Consider the following 16,560-nt stretch of genomic DNA (forward strand, 5'->3'; position numbering starts at 1 on the left):
TCACGCGGCAGCTCCTTCTCCGGCGGGCGTTTCGCCGGCCATCATCAAACCGAGTACGGCGCGCGGCGTGTCACCGGGAACGATGCCGACGATGCGACCGCGGTACATGACCATGATCCGGTCCGCGAGGGCTGCCACCTCGTCGAGCTCCGTCGAGATGACGATCACGGGCGTGCCGGCATCCCGGGTGGCCACGATGCGTTCGTGGACGAACTCCACCGAGCCGACGTCGAGCCCGCGGGTGGGCTGGGCTGCGACGAAGAGGCGCAGATCGCGGCCGAGCTCGCGGGCGAGCACGACCTTCTGCTGGTTGCCGCCGGAGAGCTTGCCGACCGGGGTCTCGATGCCCTGGGCGCGCACGTCGAACTCTGTGACTTTTTTTTCGGCGAACGCGGCGAGGAAGGCCCGCTGCACGTTCCACCGTTTGACGAAGGGGAGCTTGTTCGAGCGGTCGAGCATGAGGTTCTCGGCGATGGTGAACTCACCGACCAGTCCGTCTTCGTTGCGGTCTTCCGGCACGAATCCGACTCCGGCGTCGAGTACCTGGCGCACCGAATGCCCGCGCAGCGACTTGCCGTCGAGGGTGATCTCCCCGGAAACCCGCGATTGGAGCCCCATCATCGCCTCGGTGAGTTCGGTCTGGCCGTTTCCCTGCACCCCGGCGATGGCCAGGATCTCGCCCTTGTGCACCTCGAAGCTGACGTTGTTGACCAGGATCTGGCCGTGCGGGCCCAGCACGGTGAGGTTCTTCACCGACAGAACCACCTCACCGGGCAGTGCCGGGGACTTGTCCACGGTGAGGTCGACCGCACGGCCGACCATCTGGGTGGCCAGCTCGACGTTGCTCGCGGTCGGGGACGCCTCACCGACGACCTTGCCCAGACGGATGACGGTGATCCGGTCGGCGACTTCGCGCACCTCGCGCAGCTTGTGGGTGATGAACACGATGGAGGTACCGCTCGCCTTGAGCTGGCGCATGATGACCATCAGCTCGTCGGTCTCCTGCGGCGTGAGCACGGCGGTGGGCTCGTCGAAGACGAGCACCTTCGCGTCGCGCGAGAGCGCCTTGATGATCTCGACCCGCTGCTGCACGCCGACGGGGAGGTCTTCGACGAGCGCATCCGGGTCGACGTCGAACCCGAACCGTCGGGAGATCTCGCGCACGTGCTTGCGGGCCGCGGGCAGGTCGAGGCGACCGCCCGCCTTGGTCTCCTCATGCCCGAGCATGACGTTCTCGGCGACGGTGAACACCGGGATGAGCATGAAGTGCTGGTGCACCATGCCGATGCCGGCGGCCATGGCGTCGCCGGGGCCGCTGAAGTGCTGCACCACGTCGTCGAGGAGGATATCGCCCTCCTCGGCCCGGTACAGGCCGTAGAGCACGTTCATCAGGGTGGATTTCCCCGCGCCGTTTTCGCCGAGCAGTGCGTGGATTTCTCCGGCCTCGACGGTGAGGTCAATGTGGTCATTCGCGACCAGGGCACCGAATCGCTTCGTAATGCCTCGAAGTTCGAGCTTCATGTCGTCGATTCTATTCAGTGACGAGCGAAAGTTGACGCTCTTGCTCATATGTTGGCGGGGTGGCACCGTTCGCTTGGGTGTGCAGGCATCCCGGCCGACGACATCCGCCCACTGACGCAGGAGGGGAGGCCCGCAAGATGCGTGCCTCCCCGACTGCGTCTGAGTGCTGCTTCGGTGCTACTTCGGGGTCGCGGGCGACTCAACCTTGAGAGCACCGCTGATGATGTCGGCCTTGATGGCCTCGATCTCGGTCATGACCGCGGGGTCGACCTTGGACTCCCAGTCGTGGAGCGGGGCGATGTCGACGCCCTCGTTCTCGAGCGTGCCGACGTAGGGGGTGGACGAGAAGTCGCCCTCAGCGTCGTCGAGGATGATCTGCTCGGTGGCATCCGTCATCTGCTTGAGTACCGAGGTGAGGTACAGCGATGCGAACTCGGGCGTGGTCTCGAACAGGTCGCTGTCGACACCGATGATGGCGACGTCCTTGCCGGAGTCCTGAATGGCCTGCGCGGTGCCCTGGAAGAGCGGTCCGGCGACCGGGAGGATGATGTCAGCGCCGGCGTCGATCAGAGTGGTGCTGAGCGCCTTGCCCTGGTTGATGTCGTCGAAGCCACCGGCGAACAGGCCGGTCTGGGTGGCCTTGTCCCAGCCGCTGACGGTGACGTCGGTGCCCTTCTTCTCGTTGTGGTACGCGACGCCGTCGACAAAGCCGTCCATGAAGATGGTGACCGACGGGAACTGGAGTCCGCCGTAGGTGCCGACGACTCCGGTCTTGGTGGTGCCCGCGGCCAGGTAGCCGGCCAGGAACGCGGCCTGCGCCGTGTCGTACAGCACCGGCTTCACGTTGTCGAGCGTCAGCGGGCTGAAGTCGTCATTGGAGAGCGCGGAGTCGATCAGCGCGAAGTTGGTGTCGGGCGCGGCCTGGGCGGCATCGCGGGTGGCGTTGGAGAGGGCGAAACCGACGGTGAGGACGAAGTCGCAACCCTGGTCGACCATGCTCGAGACGTTCGGGCCGTACTGGTCTTCCGACTTGGACTCGGCCTGCTGGAATTCGATGCCGAGCTCGTCGGAGGCCTTGGTGATGCCCTCGAAGCTGGACTGGTTGAAGGACTTGTCGTCGAAGCCGCCGAAGTCGGAGACGATGCAGGGCAGGTAGTCGGATTCGGCACCGCCACCAGCGGTTCCCTCATCGGTCGGCGCCGGCGCACAGGCTGCGAGAAGGGCCACGACGCCCAACGTGGCAAGGCCGCTGAATGCGACCCGTCGTTTCATGATTGTCAAAATGACCTCCAATGGTCGCCCGGCGCGGGTTCGCAAGGGGCTGTATTGGTTTACACGCTATCGAATGATTCTCTGCTCAGAGGAGCAAAACGGGCCCGTGGGCGAAAGGTTATCAAGACGCGATACTGGTCCGCGGGAGGCCCGCCGGACGCCCCGGCCGAATCGGGCCCGAAAATGCCCCCGATCGGGGGGTTTGATGCCGATTAGAGCACGTCGTTGCTGCCGGACAGCTTTAGCGCGTCGACGACGGCCTTGACCTTCTGCGCGTTGGCGCTGGTGGTGATGAGGAGGGCGTCCGGGGTGTCGACCACGACGATGTCCTCGACGCCGATCAGGGCGATCATGCGCCCGGTGTGGCTGACCACGATCCCGCTCGAGGAGTCCGCAAGCACCCGGGCACCGTCGCCGAGGATGGCGAGATCGCGCTTGCGGCCGTTGGCGTGGATTTTCGCGATCGATGCGAAGTCACCCACGTCGTCCCAGTCGAACTGGCCGGGGATCACGGCGAGCCTGCCGCGGGCGGCCGCCGGTTCGGCGACCGAGTAGTCGATCGCGATCTTCTTCAGGCGGGGCCAGACGCGGTCGACCACGGCGCCGCGGCGCGGGGTATCCCAGGCCTCGGCCAGTTCGAGCAGCCCGGCGAGAAGTTCGGGCTCGGACGCCCCGATCTCTTCCAGCAGGCGGTCGGCGCGGGCGATGTACATGCCGGCGTTCCAGAAATAGGTGCCGTTGGCCAGGTAGTCCTGGGCGGTGGCAAGGTCCGGCTTCTCCACGAAGGAGTCCACCGACAGGGCGCTGGCGGCGCCGGCAATGTGCAGCGCGCCGGCGGTCTTGATATAGCCGAAGCCGACGGCCGGCTCCGTGGGCTGGATGCCGATGGTGGCGATGTAGCCGGCGTCGGCGGCGCGCACGGCCTCGGCGACCGCCTGGCGGAACAGGTGGTGTCCTTTGATCACGTGGTCGGCGGCGAAGGAGCCGATGATGACGCCCGGTTCGCGTTTCTCCAGAATCGCCGCGGCCAGGCCGATGGCGGCGGTGGACTCGCGCGGCTCGCTTTCGAGCACCACGTTCAGGTCGGCGAGCTCGGGGAGCTGCTCCTCGACGGCGGCGCGGTGCGCGCGGCCGGTGACCACCATGATGCGCTGCTCGCCCGACAGAGGTGCGAGGCGATCCCAGGTGGCCCTGAGCAGGGTCTGGCCGGAGCCGGTCAGGTCGTGCAGGAATTTGGGGGCGTCGGCGCGGGACAGCGGCCACAGCCGGGATCCGATCCCACCGGCGGGAATCACGCTGTAGAAACGATCGAGTGGTTCCGTGGAAGGCAGCATTCGGCCAGACTACCGCCCGGTCCACGCCGTTCACGGTGCGTTCACCTGCGCGCCGGAGGGCGTGCCTAGGGTCACCCTCATGAGGGTTGCACTCATCACCGAAAGTTTTCTGCCCACGGTCAGCGGAGTCACCACGAGCGTGTGCAAGGTGCTCGAGCATCTTTCCCGCACGGGCCACGACGCGATGGTCATCGCCCCGGCCGGCGTCCCGGCCGAGTACGCCGGGTTCCCCGTGCACGGTGTTCCCGCGGCACGCTACCGGCAGTTCCCGGTGGGAATGCCCAGCCCGCAGGTGCACCGCCTGCTGGCCGATTTCGCCCCGGACGTGCTGCACGCTGCGTCGCCGTTCCTGCTCGGCGCACAGGGCATCGCGGCCGCGAACCGGCAGGACGTTCCCAGCGTCGCCGTTTTCCAGACGGATGTCGCCGGCTACGCCCGCCGCAACCGGCTCGGCCCGGCCGCGCAGTCCGTCTGGCGTTTCGTCAAGTGGGTGCACGAGGGAGCCGACCTCACCCTGGCTCCCTCCTCCGCGTCGATGGCGGACCTGCGCCGCATCGGCCTGCGGCGGCTGGCGCACTGGACCCGCGGCGTCGACCTGGTCGGCTACCACCCCAACCGGAGATCCGACCCGGAGGCGTCGGCGCTGCGGAGCCGGCTGGCCCCGAACGGGGAGGTCGTCGTGGGCTACGTCGGCCGCCTGGCACCGGAGAAGCAGGTGGAGAGGTTCCGGGCCCTGCACGGGCTGCCCGGCATCCGTCTCGCCCTCGTCGGCGACGGCCCGTCGCGGCCGGCGCTCGAGCGGGAGCTCGCCGGGATGCCGGTGACCTGGCTCGGCCGCCTGGACGGGGCGGATCTCGCCCGGGCTTACGCGAGCTTCGACCTGTTCCTGCACGCGGGCACCGAGGAGACCTTCGGCCAGACCCTGCAGGAGGCGCACGCCGCCGGGCTGCCGGTCGTCGCACCGCGGGCCGGCGGCCCGATCGACCTGGTCAGCCACGGTGAAAACGGTTTCCTATTCATTCCGGACGACGAGAGAGACCTGCGCCGCTGCGTCGCCCGGCTGGTCCTGGACCCTGCGCTGCGGCGGCGGATGGGCGAGGCGGGACGACGGAGCGTGCTCGGTCGATCCTGGGAAAACGTGTGCGGCGCGCTGCTGGCGCATTACGAGCAGGTCGTCGACGAACGAGCCGCCGTTCGCGCCATGGTTGCGGTTCCGCTGTCAATGCAGCGCTAGCCGGACATTCGCGTTTTATCTCGGCACAGAGACACTTATAATTGTTCTGTGCGCGCACGGCGCATTGTCGGCCAGCTTCGTCGAGGCCGCCACACAGCCAGGGAGGGTTGGTCATGCCAGAGCAGGCAGCGACACTGACATCCCAGCAGAAGACGACATCACGTCGCCCCGCCGGAACCCTGTATCGGGGCCGTGAGGGCATGTGGTCGTGGGTCCTCCACCGCATTACGGGTGTTGCGATCTTCTTCTTCTTGCTGGTTCACATCTTGGACACCGCGCTGGTGCGCGTCAGCCCGGAGGCCTACAACGCGGTCATCAGCAGCTATCAGACGCCGATCATGGGCCTCGGCGAAACCGCGCTCGTCGGGGCCATCGTGTTCCACGCCTTCAACGGGATTCGGATCATCCTGATCGACTTCTGGAACGCCAAGTACCAGAAGGCCATGTTCTACGTCGTGGTCGCCCTGTGGGTGGTAACGATGCTCGCCTTCGTGCCGCGCCACCTGATCAACGTGTTCAGCCACTAGAACGGGGAGAGCCATGACATCCACAATCGAAGCTCCCCGCAGCCCCTACTCCCGCGCGCCGCGCTCCCGCGGCGTGAACTGGGAGAAGTGGGGCTGGATCTACATGCGCGTCTCCGGCGTCGTGCTGGTCGTGCTCATCTTCGGACACCTCTTCGTCAACCTGATGGTCGGCGAGGGCGTCAGCGCCCTCAACTTTGCTTTCGTCGCCGGCAAGCTGACCACCCCGTTCTGGATGGTCTGGGACGTTCTCATGCTCTGGCTCGCCCTGATCCACGGCGGCAATGGCATGCGCACGCTGGTCAACGACTACGCCACGCAGCGTCTGACCCGCGGCATCCTGAAGTCCGCCATCCTGGCGGCCGTCGTGATCCTGATCGTGCTCGGCACGCTCGTGGTCTTCACGTTCGACCCTTGCCCGGCCGGTTCGCCCGCCGATCTTCTTCCCTCGTTTTGCTCGGCCATTTAGGAGCTGCTAAAACCCATATGACTACGGATGCTTCAACCGCGCCCTCAGAGTCCACCGTCATCGACGGTGTGCACTACCACCAGTTCGACATCGTCATCGTGGGAGCCGGGGGTGCCGGTATGCGTGCCGCCATCGAAGCCGGCTCCGGCGCCAGCACGGCCGTGATCTCCAAGCTGTACCCGACGCGTTCGCACACGGGTGCGGCGCAGGGCGGGATGGCCGCGGCCCTCGCCAACGTCGAAGAAGACAACTGGGAATGGCACACCTTCGACACGGTCAAGGGTGGCGACTACCTGGTGGACCAGGACGCGGCCGAGATCCTCGCCAAGGAAGCCATCGACGCGGTCATCGACCTCGAGAACATGGGCCTGCCCTTCAACCGAACGCCGGAGGGCAAGATCGACCAGCGCCGGTTCGGCGGCCACACCAGCGACCACGGCAAGGCACCGGTACGGCGGGCCTGCTACGCCGCCGACCGCACCGGCCACATGATCCTGCAGACGCTCTACCAGAACTGCGTCAAACGCGGCATCAACTTCTTCAACGAGTACTACGTGCTCGACCTGGTCATGACACCGGTCGACGGGGTCGACCAGCCCTCGGCCGTCGTCGCCTACGACCTGTCCACCGGCGAACTGCACGTCTTCCAGGCGAAGGCGTTCATCTTCGCCACCGGCGGGTTCGGCAAGATCTACAAGACCACCTCCAACGCGCACACCCTCACGGGCGACGGCGTGGGCATCGTGTGGCGCAAGGGCCTGCCGCTCGAGGACATGGAGTTCTTCCAGTTCCACCCGACCGGACTGGCGGGCCTCGGCATCCTGCTCACCGAGGGCGCGCGCGGAGAGGGCGCCATCCTCCGCAACGCGGCCGGCGAACGGTTCATGGAGCGCTACGCGCCCACCATCAAGGACCTCGCCCCGCGGGACATCATCGCCCGTTGCATGGTCAAGGAGGTCGCGGAAGGCCGCGGTGCCGGTCCCAACAAGGACTACCTGTACCTCGACTGCACCCACCTCGGTGCCGAGGTGCTCGAGACCAAGCTGCCCGACATCACCGAGTTCGCCCGCACCTACCTGGGCGTCGACCCGGTCACCGAACCGGTGCCGGTCATGCCCACCGCGCACTACGCGATGGGCGGCATCCCCACCAACGTGAACGCGGAGGTGCTGCGCAACAACACGACCGTCGTGCCCGGCCTCTACGCGGCCGGCGAATGCGCCTGCGTGTCCGTGCACGGCTCCAACCGCCTCGGCACCAACTCGTTGCTCGACATCAACGTCTTCGGCAAGCGCGCCGGCAACAACGCCGTCGCCTATGTCACGACGGCCGAGTTCACGCCGCTGCCGACCGACCCGGCCCGGGGTGTGCGGGAGCTGCTGGAAGGAATCCGCACCTCGACCGGAACCGAGCGCATCGCCGTGCTCCGCAAGGAGCTGCAGGAGACGATGGACGCCAAGGCGCAGGTGTTCCGCACCGACGAATCGCTCTCCGACGTCACCAACGTGATCCACGGCCTGCGCGAGCGGTACAAGAACATCGGCGTGCAGGATAAGGGCCGCCGGTTCAACACCGACCTTCTCGAGGCCGTCGAACTCGGCTTCCTGCTCGACCTGGCCGAGGTCGTCGTGTACTCCGCACGCAACCGCAAGGAGAGCCGCGGCGGGCACATGCGCGACGACTTCCCCCTGCGCGACGACGCAAACTACCTTGTGCACACCATGGCCTACCTGACCGGAGACCCGCTCTCCGCCGACGCCGCCGACCACATTGCGCTCGACTGGAAGCCGGTCACCATCACGCGCTACCAGCCGATGGAAAGGAAGTACTGAGTTGAGTACCGCAACCGCAACCGCAACCGCAACCGCTACCGCACCGACAACTGCGAGTGCCCCGGTCGTGCCGGAGGAAATCCAGTCCTTCACCGTGACCCTGATCATCCGCCGGTACAACCCGGAGGTCGACGACGAACCGCACTGGGACGACTTCGACGTACAGATGTACCCGACGGACCGCGTGCTCGACGCTCTGCACAAGATCAAGTGGGAGCAGGACGGCTCACTAAGCTTCCGCCGCTCCTGTGCGCATGGCATCTGCGGCTCGGACGCCATGCGCATCAACGGCCGCAACCGCCTGGCCTGCAAGACCCTGATCAAGGACCTCGACATCACCAAGCCGGTATACGTGGAGGCGATCAAGGGCCTGCCGCTGGAGAAGGACCTGATCGTGGACATGGAGCCGTTCTTCGAATCGTTCCGTGCCGTGCAGCCGTTCCTGGTGGCGAACAACGCCCCCACCGATGGCAAGGAGCGCATCCAGACCGTCGCCCAGCGCGAACGCTTCGATGACACGACGAAGTGCATCCTCTGCGCCGCGTGCACGTCGAGCTGCCCGGTGTTCTGGACCGACGGACAGTACTTCGGTCCGGCCGCGATCGTCAACGCGCACCGCTTCATCTTCGACTCGCGCGACGACAACGCCGCCGTGCGCCTCGATATCCTGAACGACAAGGAAGGCGTGTGGCGCTGCCGCACGACCTTCAACTGCACCGAGGCGTGCCCCCGCGGGATCCAGGTCACGCAGGCCATCTCCGAGGTCAAGCAGGCCATGCTGCGCGGCATGGTGTAGCCGGTCCGAACCCTGGGGCCGGTCTTGTCACGACGTTTCGTCGTGGCGAGACCGGCCTTTCGCTTTCTCCGCTGCCCGGCTGCCGCTTAGGCTGAGCGGGTGAACACTCCCACGGCGATCGACCGGATCAAGACCCTCATCGCGCGGGTCATGCGCTCGCGCCCGGTGCGGGTCTTCACCCGGTTCGGTGAAAGCGGCGGCGGCATCCTGGCCGGCGGCATGTCCTACCAGGCCATCTTCGCGACGTTCGCGGCCCTCTGGCTGACCTTCTCCATCGCGGGACTGTGGATCACGTCCAATCCCGACCTCGAGCTGACGCTCTACTCCTTCATCAACCAGTCCGTGCCCGGGCTGATCGGCGAGGAAGGCGTGATTGACCCAAGCGTCCTCGCCGACGCCAGGGTCCTCGGCTGGTCCGGCGTCATCGCACTGGTCGGTCTGCTCGCGACCGTGCTCGGCTGGCTCTCGACAACGGCGCAGGCGGTGCGCACAATCTTCCGGATGCCGCCCGACAAGACCTTCATCCTCCTCGTCAAGCTGCGGGAGCTGGGCCTCGGAGTGCTGTTCGCGGTCGTGCTCGTGGTGTCGGCGTTGATCTCGATCGCGAGCACCGAGGCGCTCGGGGCCCTGTTCGGGCTTTTCGGGGTGTCCCGGGATTCGTTCTGGTTCAACGGCGCCGCCCGAGCGGTCGGCCTGCTCCTCGTGCTCCTGATCGACACGATCACCCTCGCCGCACTGTTCCGGGTGCTGTCGCGGGTGCGGATCCCCGTCCGCCAGCTCATCACCGGCTCCATTCTAGGCGCGGTGGGCCTCGGTGTCCTCAAGGTCCTCGGCAGCACGCTGCTCGCCGGCGCCGGCCGCAACCCGCTGCTCGCCGCATTCGCGGTGATCATCGGACTCCTGATCTGGTTCAACCTGACCAGCACCCTGACACTGCTCGCCGCATCCTGGATCGCCGTCGGCATGGACGACGCCGGGTTCTCACCGCGACGGATCAGCGCGGACGAGGTTGCCTCCGAGAAGCGCCGGCAGGAGGAGGAGGCGTTCCGCGTGGTGGTGCAGGCCGAGCTTCGGGAGGCCCGCCTCGCGCACGACACCGCGGCCTGGCCCCAGCGGCTGCTCACCGCGCGTCGCCTGCGCGCCGCCGAGAAGCGAGCCGCTGAGCTGACGAACGACGGCCCCAAGGCCTGAGCCAAAGTAGAATTGGGGAATGCCTTCCGCCTCGACTGCCGCTTCCACCCCGGCCGCGTCCGACCCTGCTTCCTCCGCCGCCTCCGCCGACTCCGCTGTGTCCGCGGCTTTCGCCGGCGAGCGCCTGCGGATCGCGAGCGTGAACGTGAACGGCGTGCGCGCCGCCTTCCGCAAGGGAATGGGCGACTGGCTGTCCGAACGCGACGTGGACATCCTCGCCCTTCAGGAGGTGCGTGCCTCGACCGAGGACCTCGAGGGTCTGCTCGGGCCGGGGTGGAGCATCCTGCACGACGCCGCCACCGCGAAGGGCCGGGCCGGGGTGGCCCTGGCCAGCCGATCGACCGCGGCCATCCACCGGGTCGAGCTCGGTGCCGCCGAATTCGACAGCGCCGGCCGCTGGCTCGAAGCCGACTACGAGGTCAACGGCAAATTGATCACCGTCGTGAGCACCTATGTGCACTCCGGCGAGGTGGGTACCCCGAAGCAGGTCGAGAAGTACAGGTTCCTCGACGCCATGCTCGAACGACTGCCCGAGCTCGCCGCGCACAGCGACCGGGCCGTCGTGCTCGGTGACCTGAACGTCGGGCACCGCACGCTCGACATCAAGAATTGGCGCGGAAACGTGAAGCGCGCCGGGTTCCTGCCCGAGGAGCGCGCCTACTTCGACCGCATCGTCGGCGCCGAAGACGCCCCGGACTACAACGCCGGGGCCGGACTCGGCTGGATCGACGTGGGGCGCCGGTGGTCCGGCGAAGTGGACGGGCCGTTCACCTGGTGGTCGTGGCGCGGCCAGGCGTTCGACAACGACACCGGCTGGAGGATCGACTACCAGCTGGCCACATCGGCGCTCGCGGCATCCGTCACCGGCTACGTCGTCGACCGCGCGGCCGCCTACGACCAGCGCTGGTCCGACCACACCCCCGTGGTCGTCGACTACACCATCTGACTTCCCCTTCAACTCGCGCCTTCGGCCCGGCCGGCGGCCACACGCTACGAAAAGATCTGATCCCATGACCAAGCCCCGCCTCTACTCGGGCATGCAGCCGAGCGCCGATTCCCTGCAGATCGGCAATTACATCGGCGCCCTCCTGAACTGGAAGGCGCTGCAGCAGACCCACGACGCGTACTTCTCCATCGTCGACCTGCACGCCCTGACCGTGGCGCAGGACCCGGTGAAGCTGCGGGAGAACACCCGCCGCACCGCCGCCCAATACATCGCGAGCGGCATCGACCCGTCGGCGTCGACACTGTACGTGCAGTCGCATGTCGCCGCGCACGCCCAGCTGGCCTGGGTGCTGAACACGATCACCGGTTTCGGCGAGGCCAGCCGGATGACCCAGTTCAAGGACAAATCCGCCCGGCAGGGATCGGACGCGACCACCGTGGGACTGTTCGCCTACCCAATGCTGATGGCCGCGGACATTCTGCTGTACGACACCGAGATCGTGCCGGTCGGCGAGGACCAGCGTCAGCACGTCGAACTGACCCGCGACCTCGCGGCGCGCTTCAACGCCCGGTTCGGGCAGACATTCACAGTGCCGGAGGTCGCCATCGTCACGGAGACCGCCAAGATCTACGACCTGCAGAACCCGACGTCGAAGATGTCGAAGTCGGCCGAGTCGCACGCGGGCGTGATCTGGCTGCTCGACGAGCCGGCAGTGACGAATAAGAAGATCATGCGCGCGGTCACAGATGCCGAGGGCGGCGTGGTCTTCGACCGCGAGAACAAGCCGGGCGTGGCCAACCTGCTGACGATCTACTCGGTGCTCGCGGAACGCTCGGTGGGTTCGATCGAGGACGAGTACGCCGGCCGCGGCTACGGCGACCTGAAGAAGGGTCTCGCCGAGGTGGTCACGGGCACGTTCGGGCCGATCCGGGCGCGCGTTCTCGAGCTGCTCGACGACCCGGCCGAACTCGACCGACTCCTCGCCCTCAACGCGGACCGGGCGGCGACGGTGGCCAACGAGACGCTGGCGCGCGCCTACGACCGCGTCGGCCTGCTACCGCGGCGCTAGGGCGGTGGTGGCGATTGTGGTGAGCTCGCTACTGATGGGGCGGGGCCGGCCCCTCGTCGTCATGTTCGTCATGGTCGTCGACGTCGTCGTTGACGTCGTCGTTGACGTCGTCGTCGGGTAGCGGATGTCCGCGCCCGCGCCCGCGGTCGTTCTGTTCGACCTCGATGACACCCTGTTCGCCCATCGCGGTGCCGTGGCCGACGGCATCCGCGCCTACCTCGGCTCTCTGGGCGGCACCTTCACCGACGCCGACCCCGGCGCGGCGCTGGCGCTCTGGGACGACCTGGAAGAGCGGCATTACCACGCCTACCTCGCCGGCAGTCTGGACTTCGCCGGGCAGCGCCGGGAGCGGGCCCGCGACTTCGCGGCGGCGCACGGCGTGACCCTGACCGGGCCGGCTGCGACGAGCTGGTTCGACGCGTATTTTCTACACTATCGGGCGAGCTGGCGCCTCCACACCGATGCGCTCCCCTGCCTCGACGCGCTGGCCGTCGCCTTTCCGGGCGTGCGGATCGGGCTGATCACCAACGGTGAGTCGACGCCTCAGGGGCACAAACTGGCGGACACCGGGCTCGACGTGCGGTTGGAGCACGTGATCGCATCCGGCAGCCTGGGCTTCGCCAAGCCGGATCCTCGCATCTTCCGGCATGCCTGCATGTGGTCGGGTCGGAGTCGGAGCAGACCGTCTACGTGGGCGACCGGCTGCGCACGGACGCGATCGGAGCCGCCGCGGCGGGGCTGACCGGAGTCTGGCTGGACCGGACCGCGGCCGGGGCTGGGGGTGGTGCTGGAGGTAGTGGTGCCGGGGCCGGGGCGGATGCGGCCGAGGCCGCCCGGCTGGGCATCATCCGGATCACCAGCCTCGCCGCGCTGCCCGGGGCCCTCGCGGCCCGCAGCCTCGCCCCACTGACCGCCGGCCCCCGCTGACGGCTGGCCTCCGCCCCGCTGACGGCTGCCCCCCCTGACGGTGCCGCCCCCCTGACGGTGCCGCTGGGGTCCCCCTGGCCTGCCCCGGTGTGGCCAACTCAGGACATCCGTCGCATTCGTTTCTATTTGACCAGGAAACACGCGGGTCTGATACTGCGATTCGGCAGATCTCCTGAGTTAGCCACACGAGGGTGGGTCTCGACCGCAAGGAGGTCGGGTCCGCGGGCGGGCCGCCCCGCTGCGCGCGCCGCCCGGCCACGCTGACGGCAACGCCGGGCTCGAAGCAGGCACGGCTCCTGCCTGCGTGGCCAACTCAGGACATCCGTAATATGCGTTCCTCTTCGCCCCGGAAACACGCGGGTCTGATACTGCGATTCGGCAGATCTCCTGAGTTAGCCACATGGGGGTGGGTCTCAACCGCATGACCGGCAGGTTGGGTGTCCGCCGAGCCGGACCCGGCAGCCCCGCGGGAGCGGATGTCGGCTTGCCGCGAACCGACTAGACGATGGAGGTGCGGGAGCGGATGTCGGCTTGCCGGGAACCGACTAGACGATGAAGGTGCGGTAGTGACTGGTCGACGCCAGAAGGCCGGTGAGCGCGGCGATGACGCGCTCCGGGTGGTGGATGATGTCCCGGTAGAGAACCCGCAGAGTCAGGTACCCCCGCATGGCGAGGTCGCAGTCGCGGGTGCGGTCGCTCGCGTGCGCCTCCCAGCCGTCGTGGAACTGCCGGCTGTCGGCCTCGACCGCTATGCGCCCCTCGACGATCATATCGACGCGACCGACGCCCCCGATCTCGACCTGGATCTCGACGTCGAAGCCGGCTCCCGTGATCACGAGGCGGAGCACGGTCTCCTGGCCCGATTCGCTGCGACAGTCGATGAGCGGGCGCAGGGACTGCAACTCCGCGGGCAGGGCTGCGAAGATCTGGGCCACGGTCTGCTCCGCGAGCAGTCTCTTGTACAAGGCGTTATCGAGTGACGCGATCGCGAATCTCGGTTCCTGGCACCGGAAAACCTGGACCAGCGCATCGGCCAGCCCGATACGGAACTCGGTGCCGCCGCAGGGGTCGAGCAGCTGACCCCAGTGGAGTTCCACACCGTCTCGGTTGTGAGCGTTGAGCTGCTGAAATCGATCGTGCGGCGCCCGCAACCGGGAAGCGGTGGGGTCGACATGGATGTGCGCGAAGGTGCTGTCCAGGGCGAAGATCCCGGCATTCGCAACCGCGGAGACGCAGGCGAGTCGCCCACCCAGCCGCACCGCTTCGAGGATGTGCGCATCCGTATCGGGAAGCGCATAGTGCCCTCGACGCGCCCTCACCAGATATCCACTCTCCACGGCCGCCCTCAGCACCCGCCAATTGGCGCCGGCGGCGTTCAGCGCCCCGGTTTCGGCGATCTGCACATTGTGGACGCGGAAGTACTCTGCCCAAGTCATGTCGACAGTGTGGACAGCGCGGGCCCCGTCTGCCGCGTCGGCTGCCCACCTGTGGCCTGCTCCGGTCAGCCTGTGCTGTGGAGGATCCGCGGTGTCGCCGCCGACCCGTGGCTAATTCAGGAGAAACGGCTGTGAAGCGAGGGACAAACTACACCAGTCCGGCATCCGTTGGCGCCGCCGGGGTAGATCTCCTGAGTTAGCCACACACCACCCACGGGAGCTGCCCTCCGGGAAGCGCCACGAAGGAACTGTCCGACGGGGCACGGATGCCGGCCGGCGCAAGGGGAAGACGGGGACGGGCACGGGCACGGGGAACTGGCCACGGGGAACGGGGCACGGGGAACGGATGCCGAAACCCGGCGGCCAGGGGCGGCCGCCGGGTCTCGGTGGGGTGCGTCGTACGCGCGCAGGGACGCGGGGGGAAAAAGGGGGCGCGGGCTAGATCACGTCGGCGTCGACCCAGTCCAGGGACTTGGTGACGGCCTTCTTCCAGTTGCGCAGCAGACGGTCGCGCTCGGCGATGTCCAGGCTCGGCTCCCAGCGGGCGTCCTCCTGCCAGTTGGACCGCAGCTCACCGAGGTTGTTCCAGAAACCGACCGCCAGGCCGGCCGCGTAGGCGGCACCCAGGGCGGTCGTCTCCGCCACCACCGGGCGCACGACAGACACGCCGAGGATGTCGGCCTGGAACTGCATCAGCAGGTCGTTGGCCGAGGCCCCGCCGTCGACCTTGAGCTCGGTCAACGGAACACCAGCGTCGGCGTTGACCGCGTCCAGCACCTCGCGGGTCTGGTACGCGATCGCCTCGAGGGCGGCGCGGGCGATGTGGCCCTTGTTCACGTAGCTGGTGAGGCCGACCAGGGCACCACGGGCATCCGCACGCCAGTACGGCGCGAACAGGCCGGAGAAGGCGGGCACGAAGTAGGCGCCGCCGTTGTCCTCGACCGACAGGGCGAGTGCCTCGATCTCCTCCGCAGAGTTAATGATGCCCAGGTTGTCCCGCAGCCACTGCACGAGCGAGCCGGTGACCGCGATCGAGCCCTCCAGGGCGTAGTGCGGTTCGGCGTCGCCGAGCTTGTAGCCGACCGTGGTGAGCAGACCGTTCTTGGAGTGGATGATTTCGGTGCCCGTATTGAAGATCAGGAAGTTACCGGTGCCATAAGTGTTCTTCGCCTCACCCTGGTCGAAGGCAGCCTGCCCGAACGTCGCGGCCTGCTGGTCACCCAGGATGCTCGCAATCGGGGTTTCGCGCAGCAGGCTGTGGCCGCTGGCGATGCCGTAGACCTCGGAGGAGGAACGGATCTCGGGCAGCATCGACTTGGGCACGTCGAACGCCGCGAGGATCTCGTCGTCCCACTGCAGGGTTTTCAGGTCCATGAACATGGTGCGGCTGGCGTTGGTGACGTCGGTTGCGTGCACACCGTCCTCGAGGCCGCCGGTCAGGTTCCAGAGAATCCAGGTGTCGGTCGTGCCGAACATGAGGTCGCCGGCCTCAGCCTTCTCTCGCGCCCCTTCGACGTTCTCGAGGATCCAGACGATTTTGGTGCCGGAGAAGTAAGTCGCCAGCGGCAGGCCGACCTGGGCCTTGAAACGATCGACACCGCCGTCGGCGGCGAGTCGGTCGACGATGGGCTGGGTGCGGGTGTCTTGCCAGACAATGGCGTTGTAGACGGGGATACCGGTGTGACGGTCCCAGACGACGGCGGTCTCGCGCTGGTTCGTGATGCCCACGGCCGCGATGTCGTGGCGGGTCAGGTTGGCCTTGGCCAGAGCCTGACCGATGACCTCACGGGTGTTGCTCCAGATCTCCAACGGGTCGTGTTCGACCCAGCCTGCCCGGGGAAAGATCTGTTCGTGTTCGAGCTGACCGGTCGAAATGATCGACCCGGCCTTGTCGAAAATGATCGCACGGGAACTGGTGGTTCCCTGGTCGATTGCGATGACGTACTGTGCCATTTTTAACTCCTTTGTCAATGCTGGGTACACGGGTATTTAGGAATGGAAAAAGAAGA

General features: G+C 67.3%; 15 protein-coding genes. 10 read left to right on the top strand and 5 right to left on the bottom strand.

Translation table 11 applies throughout. The features are described from left to right. The 3 genes from E3O47_RS11270 to E3O47_RS11280 all read right to left on the bottom strand — a co-directional run bounded on the left by E3O47_RS11270 (nt 1) and on the right by E3O47_RS11280 (nt 4,127). Entirely contained in the window at nt 1-1,521 is a 1,521-nt protein-coding gene (locus E3O47_RS11270; RefSeq protein ID WP_104100342.1) for an ABC transporter ATP-binding protein, read from the bottom strand. Nucleotides 1,522-1,698: 177 nt separating this feature from the next. Next, entirely contained in the window at nt 1,699-2,793 is a 1,095-nt protein-coding gene (locus E3O47_RS11275; protein WP_104100343.1) for a BMP family ABC transporter substrate-binding protein, read from the bottom strand. Between the two features lie 212 nt (nt 2,794-3,005). Further along, nucleotides 3,006-4,127 (bottom strand): mannose-1-phosphate guanylyltransferase, encoded by a 1,122-nt coding sequence (locus E3O47_RS11280; RefSeq protein ID WP_104100344.1) that lies wholly within the window; start codon nt 4,125-4,127, stop codon nt 3,006-3,008. Nucleotides 4,128-4,206: 79 nt separating this feature from the next. Between E3O47_RS11280 and E3O47_RS11285 the strand changes: the two genes are divergently transcribed. The 10 genes from E3O47_RS11285 to E3O47_RS16590 all read left to right on the top strand — a co-directional run bounded on the left by E3O47_RS11285 (nt 4,207) and on the right by E3O47_RS16590 (nt 13,115). Then, nucleotides 4,207-5,361, top strand: a complete 1,155-nt coding sequence (locus E3O47_RS11285; protein WP_134420567.1) for a glycosyltransferase family 1 protein — start codon at nt 4,207-4,209, stop codon at nt 5,359-5,361. Nucleotides 5,362-5,474: 113 nt separating this feature from the next. Continuing rightward, nucleotides 5,475-5,888 (top strand): succinate dehydrogenase, cytochrome b556 subunit, encoded by a 414-nt coding sequence (gene sdhC, locus E3O47_RS11290; RefSeq protein WP_104100346.1) that lies wholly within the window; start codon nt 5,475-5,477, stop codon nt 5,886-5,888. A gap of 13 nt (nt 5,889-5,901) precedes the next feature. Continuing rightward, entirely contained in the window at nt 5,902-6,354 is a 453-nt protein-coding gene (locus tag E3O47_RS11295) for a succinate dehydrogenase hydrophobic membrane anchor subunit (RefSeq protein ID WP_104100347.1), read from the top strand. Between the two features lie 17 nt (nt 6,355-6,371). Further along, nucleotides 6,372-8,186, top strand: coding sequence for a succinate dehydrogenase flavoprotein subunit (gene sdhA, locus E3O47_RS11300; protein ID WP_104100348.1), 1,815 nt, complete (start codon nt 6,372-6,374; stop codon nt 8,184-8,186). Nucleotides 8,187-8,253: 67 nt separating this feature from the next. Then, a complete protein-coding gene (locus tag E3O47_RS11305; protein ID WP_134342696.1) occupies nt 8,254-8,982 on the top strand; it encodes a succinate dehydrogenase iron-sulfur subunit in 729 nt (242 codons plus the stop codon). 99 nt (nt 8,983-9,081) lie between these two features. Then, a complete protein-coding gene (locus E3O47_RS11310; RefSeq protein WP_134342670.1) occupies nt 9,082-10,173 on the top strand; it encodes a YihY/virulence factor BrkB family protein in 1,092 nt (363 codons plus the stop codon). A 19-nt stretch (nt 10,174-10,192) separates the two neighbouring features. Beyond that, nucleotides 10,193-11,119, top strand: coding sequence for an exodeoxyribonuclease III (locus E3O47_RS11315; RefSeq protein ID WP_134342671.1), 927 nt, complete (start codon nt 10,193-10,195; stop codon nt 11,117-11,119). 64 nt (nt 11,120-11,183) lie between these two features. Continuing rightward, on the top strand, nt 11,184-12,188 hold the full coding sequence (gene trpS / locus E3O47_RS11320; protein WP_134342672.1) for a tryptophan--tRNA ligase: 1,005 nt from the start codon (nt 11,184-11,186) through the stop codon (nt 12,186-12,188). A gap of 124 nt (nt 12,189-12,312) precedes the next feature. Beyond that, nucleotides 12,313-12,930 (top strand): HAD family hydrolase, encoded by a 618-nt coding sequence (locus tag E3O47_RS11325; protein ID WP_241986182.1) that lies wholly within the window; start codon nt 12,313-12,315, stop codon nt 12,928-12,930. Beyond that, entirely contained in the window at nt 12,879-13,115 is a 237-nt protein-coding gene (locus E3O47_RS16590) for a hypothetical protein (protein ID WP_241986183.1), read from the top strand. The genes E3O47_RS11325 and E3O47_RS16590 overlap by 52 nt, the downstream gene beginning before the upstream one ends. Before the next feature lie 545 nt (nt 13,116-13,660). Here E3O47_RS16590 and E3O47_RS11330 read toward each other — a convergent pair. Together E3O47_RS11330 and glpK are read right to left on the bottom strand one after the other, a co-directional pair. After that, nucleotides 13,661-14,551, bottom strand: coding sequence for a hypothetical protein (locus E3O47_RS11330; RefSeq protein WP_134420569.1), 891 nt, complete (start codon nt 14,549-14,551; stop codon nt 13,661-13,663). A 438-nt stretch (nt 14,552-14,989) separates the two neighbouring features. Continuing rightward, the gene (gene glpK / locus E3O47_RS11335; RefSeq protein ID WP_104100354.1) at nt 14,990-16,504 is read right to left on the bottom strand and encodes a glycerol kinase GlpK; all 1,515 of its coding nucleotides are present in this window, start codon (nt 16,502-16,504) and stop codon (nt 14,990-14,992) included. Nucleotides 16,505-16,560: the final 56 nt, after the last annotated feature.

This window comes from Cryobacterium sp. TMT2-17-1, from assembly GCF_004402765.1.
Lineage (GTDB): Bacteria > Actinomycetota > Actinomycetes > Actinomycetales > Microbacteriaceae > Cryobacterium > Cryobacterium sandaracinum.

What these genes read in the sequence shown, in the direction of transcription:
- E3O47_RS11330 (WP_134420569.1), bottom strand. Translation starts at nt 14,551, where the DNA reads ATGACTTGGGCAGAGTACTTCCGCGTCCACAATGTGCAGATCGCCGAA.
- E3O47_RS11270 (WP_104100342.1), bottom strand. Translation starts at nt 1,521, where the DNA reads ATGAAGCTCGAACTTCGAGGCATTACGAAGCGATTCGGTGCCCTGGTC.
- glpK (WP_104100354.1), bottom strand. Translation starts at nt 16,504, where the DNA reads ATGGCACAGTACGTCATCGCAATCGACCAGGGAACCACCAGTTCCCGT.
- sdhC (WP_104100346.1), top strand. Translation starts at nt 5,475, where the DNA reads ATGCCAGAGCAGGCAGCGACACTGACATCCCAGCAGAAGACGACATCA.
- sdhA (WP_104100348.1), top strand. Translation starts at nt 6,372, where the DNA reads ATGACTACGGATGCTTCAACCGCGCCCTCAGAGTCCACCGTCATCGAC.
- E3O47_RS11275 (WP_104100343.1), bottom strand. Translation starts at nt 2,793, where the DNA reads ATGAAACGACGGGTCGCATTCAGCGGCCTTGCCACGTTGGGCGTCGTG.
- E3O47_RS11315 (WP_134342671.1), top strand. Translation starts at nt 10,193, where the DNA reads ATGCCTTCCGCCTCGACTGCCGCTTCCACCCCGGCCGCGTCCGACCCT.
- E3O47_RS11280 (WP_104100344.1), bottom strand. Translation starts at nt 4,127, where the DNA reads ATGCTGCCTTCCACGGAACCACTCGATCGTTTCTACAGCGTGATTCCC.
- E3O47_RS11285 (WP_134420567.1), top strand. Translation starts at nt 4,207, where the DNA reads ATGAGGGTTGCACTCATCACCGAAAGTTTTCTGCCCACGGTCAGCGGA.
- trpS (WP_134342672.1), top strand. Translation starts at nt 11,184, where the DNA reads ATGACCAAGCCCCGCCTCTACTCGGGCATGCAGCCGAGCGCCGATTCC.
- E3O47_RS11325 (WP_241986182.1), top strand. Translation starts at nt 12,313, where the DNA reads ATGTCCGCGCCCGCGCCCGCGGTCGTTCTGTTCGACCTCGATGACACC.
- E3O47_RS11295 (WP_104100347.1), top strand. Translation starts at nt 5,902, where the DNA reads ATGACATCCACAATCGAAGCTCCCCGCAGCCCCTACTCCCGCGCGCCG.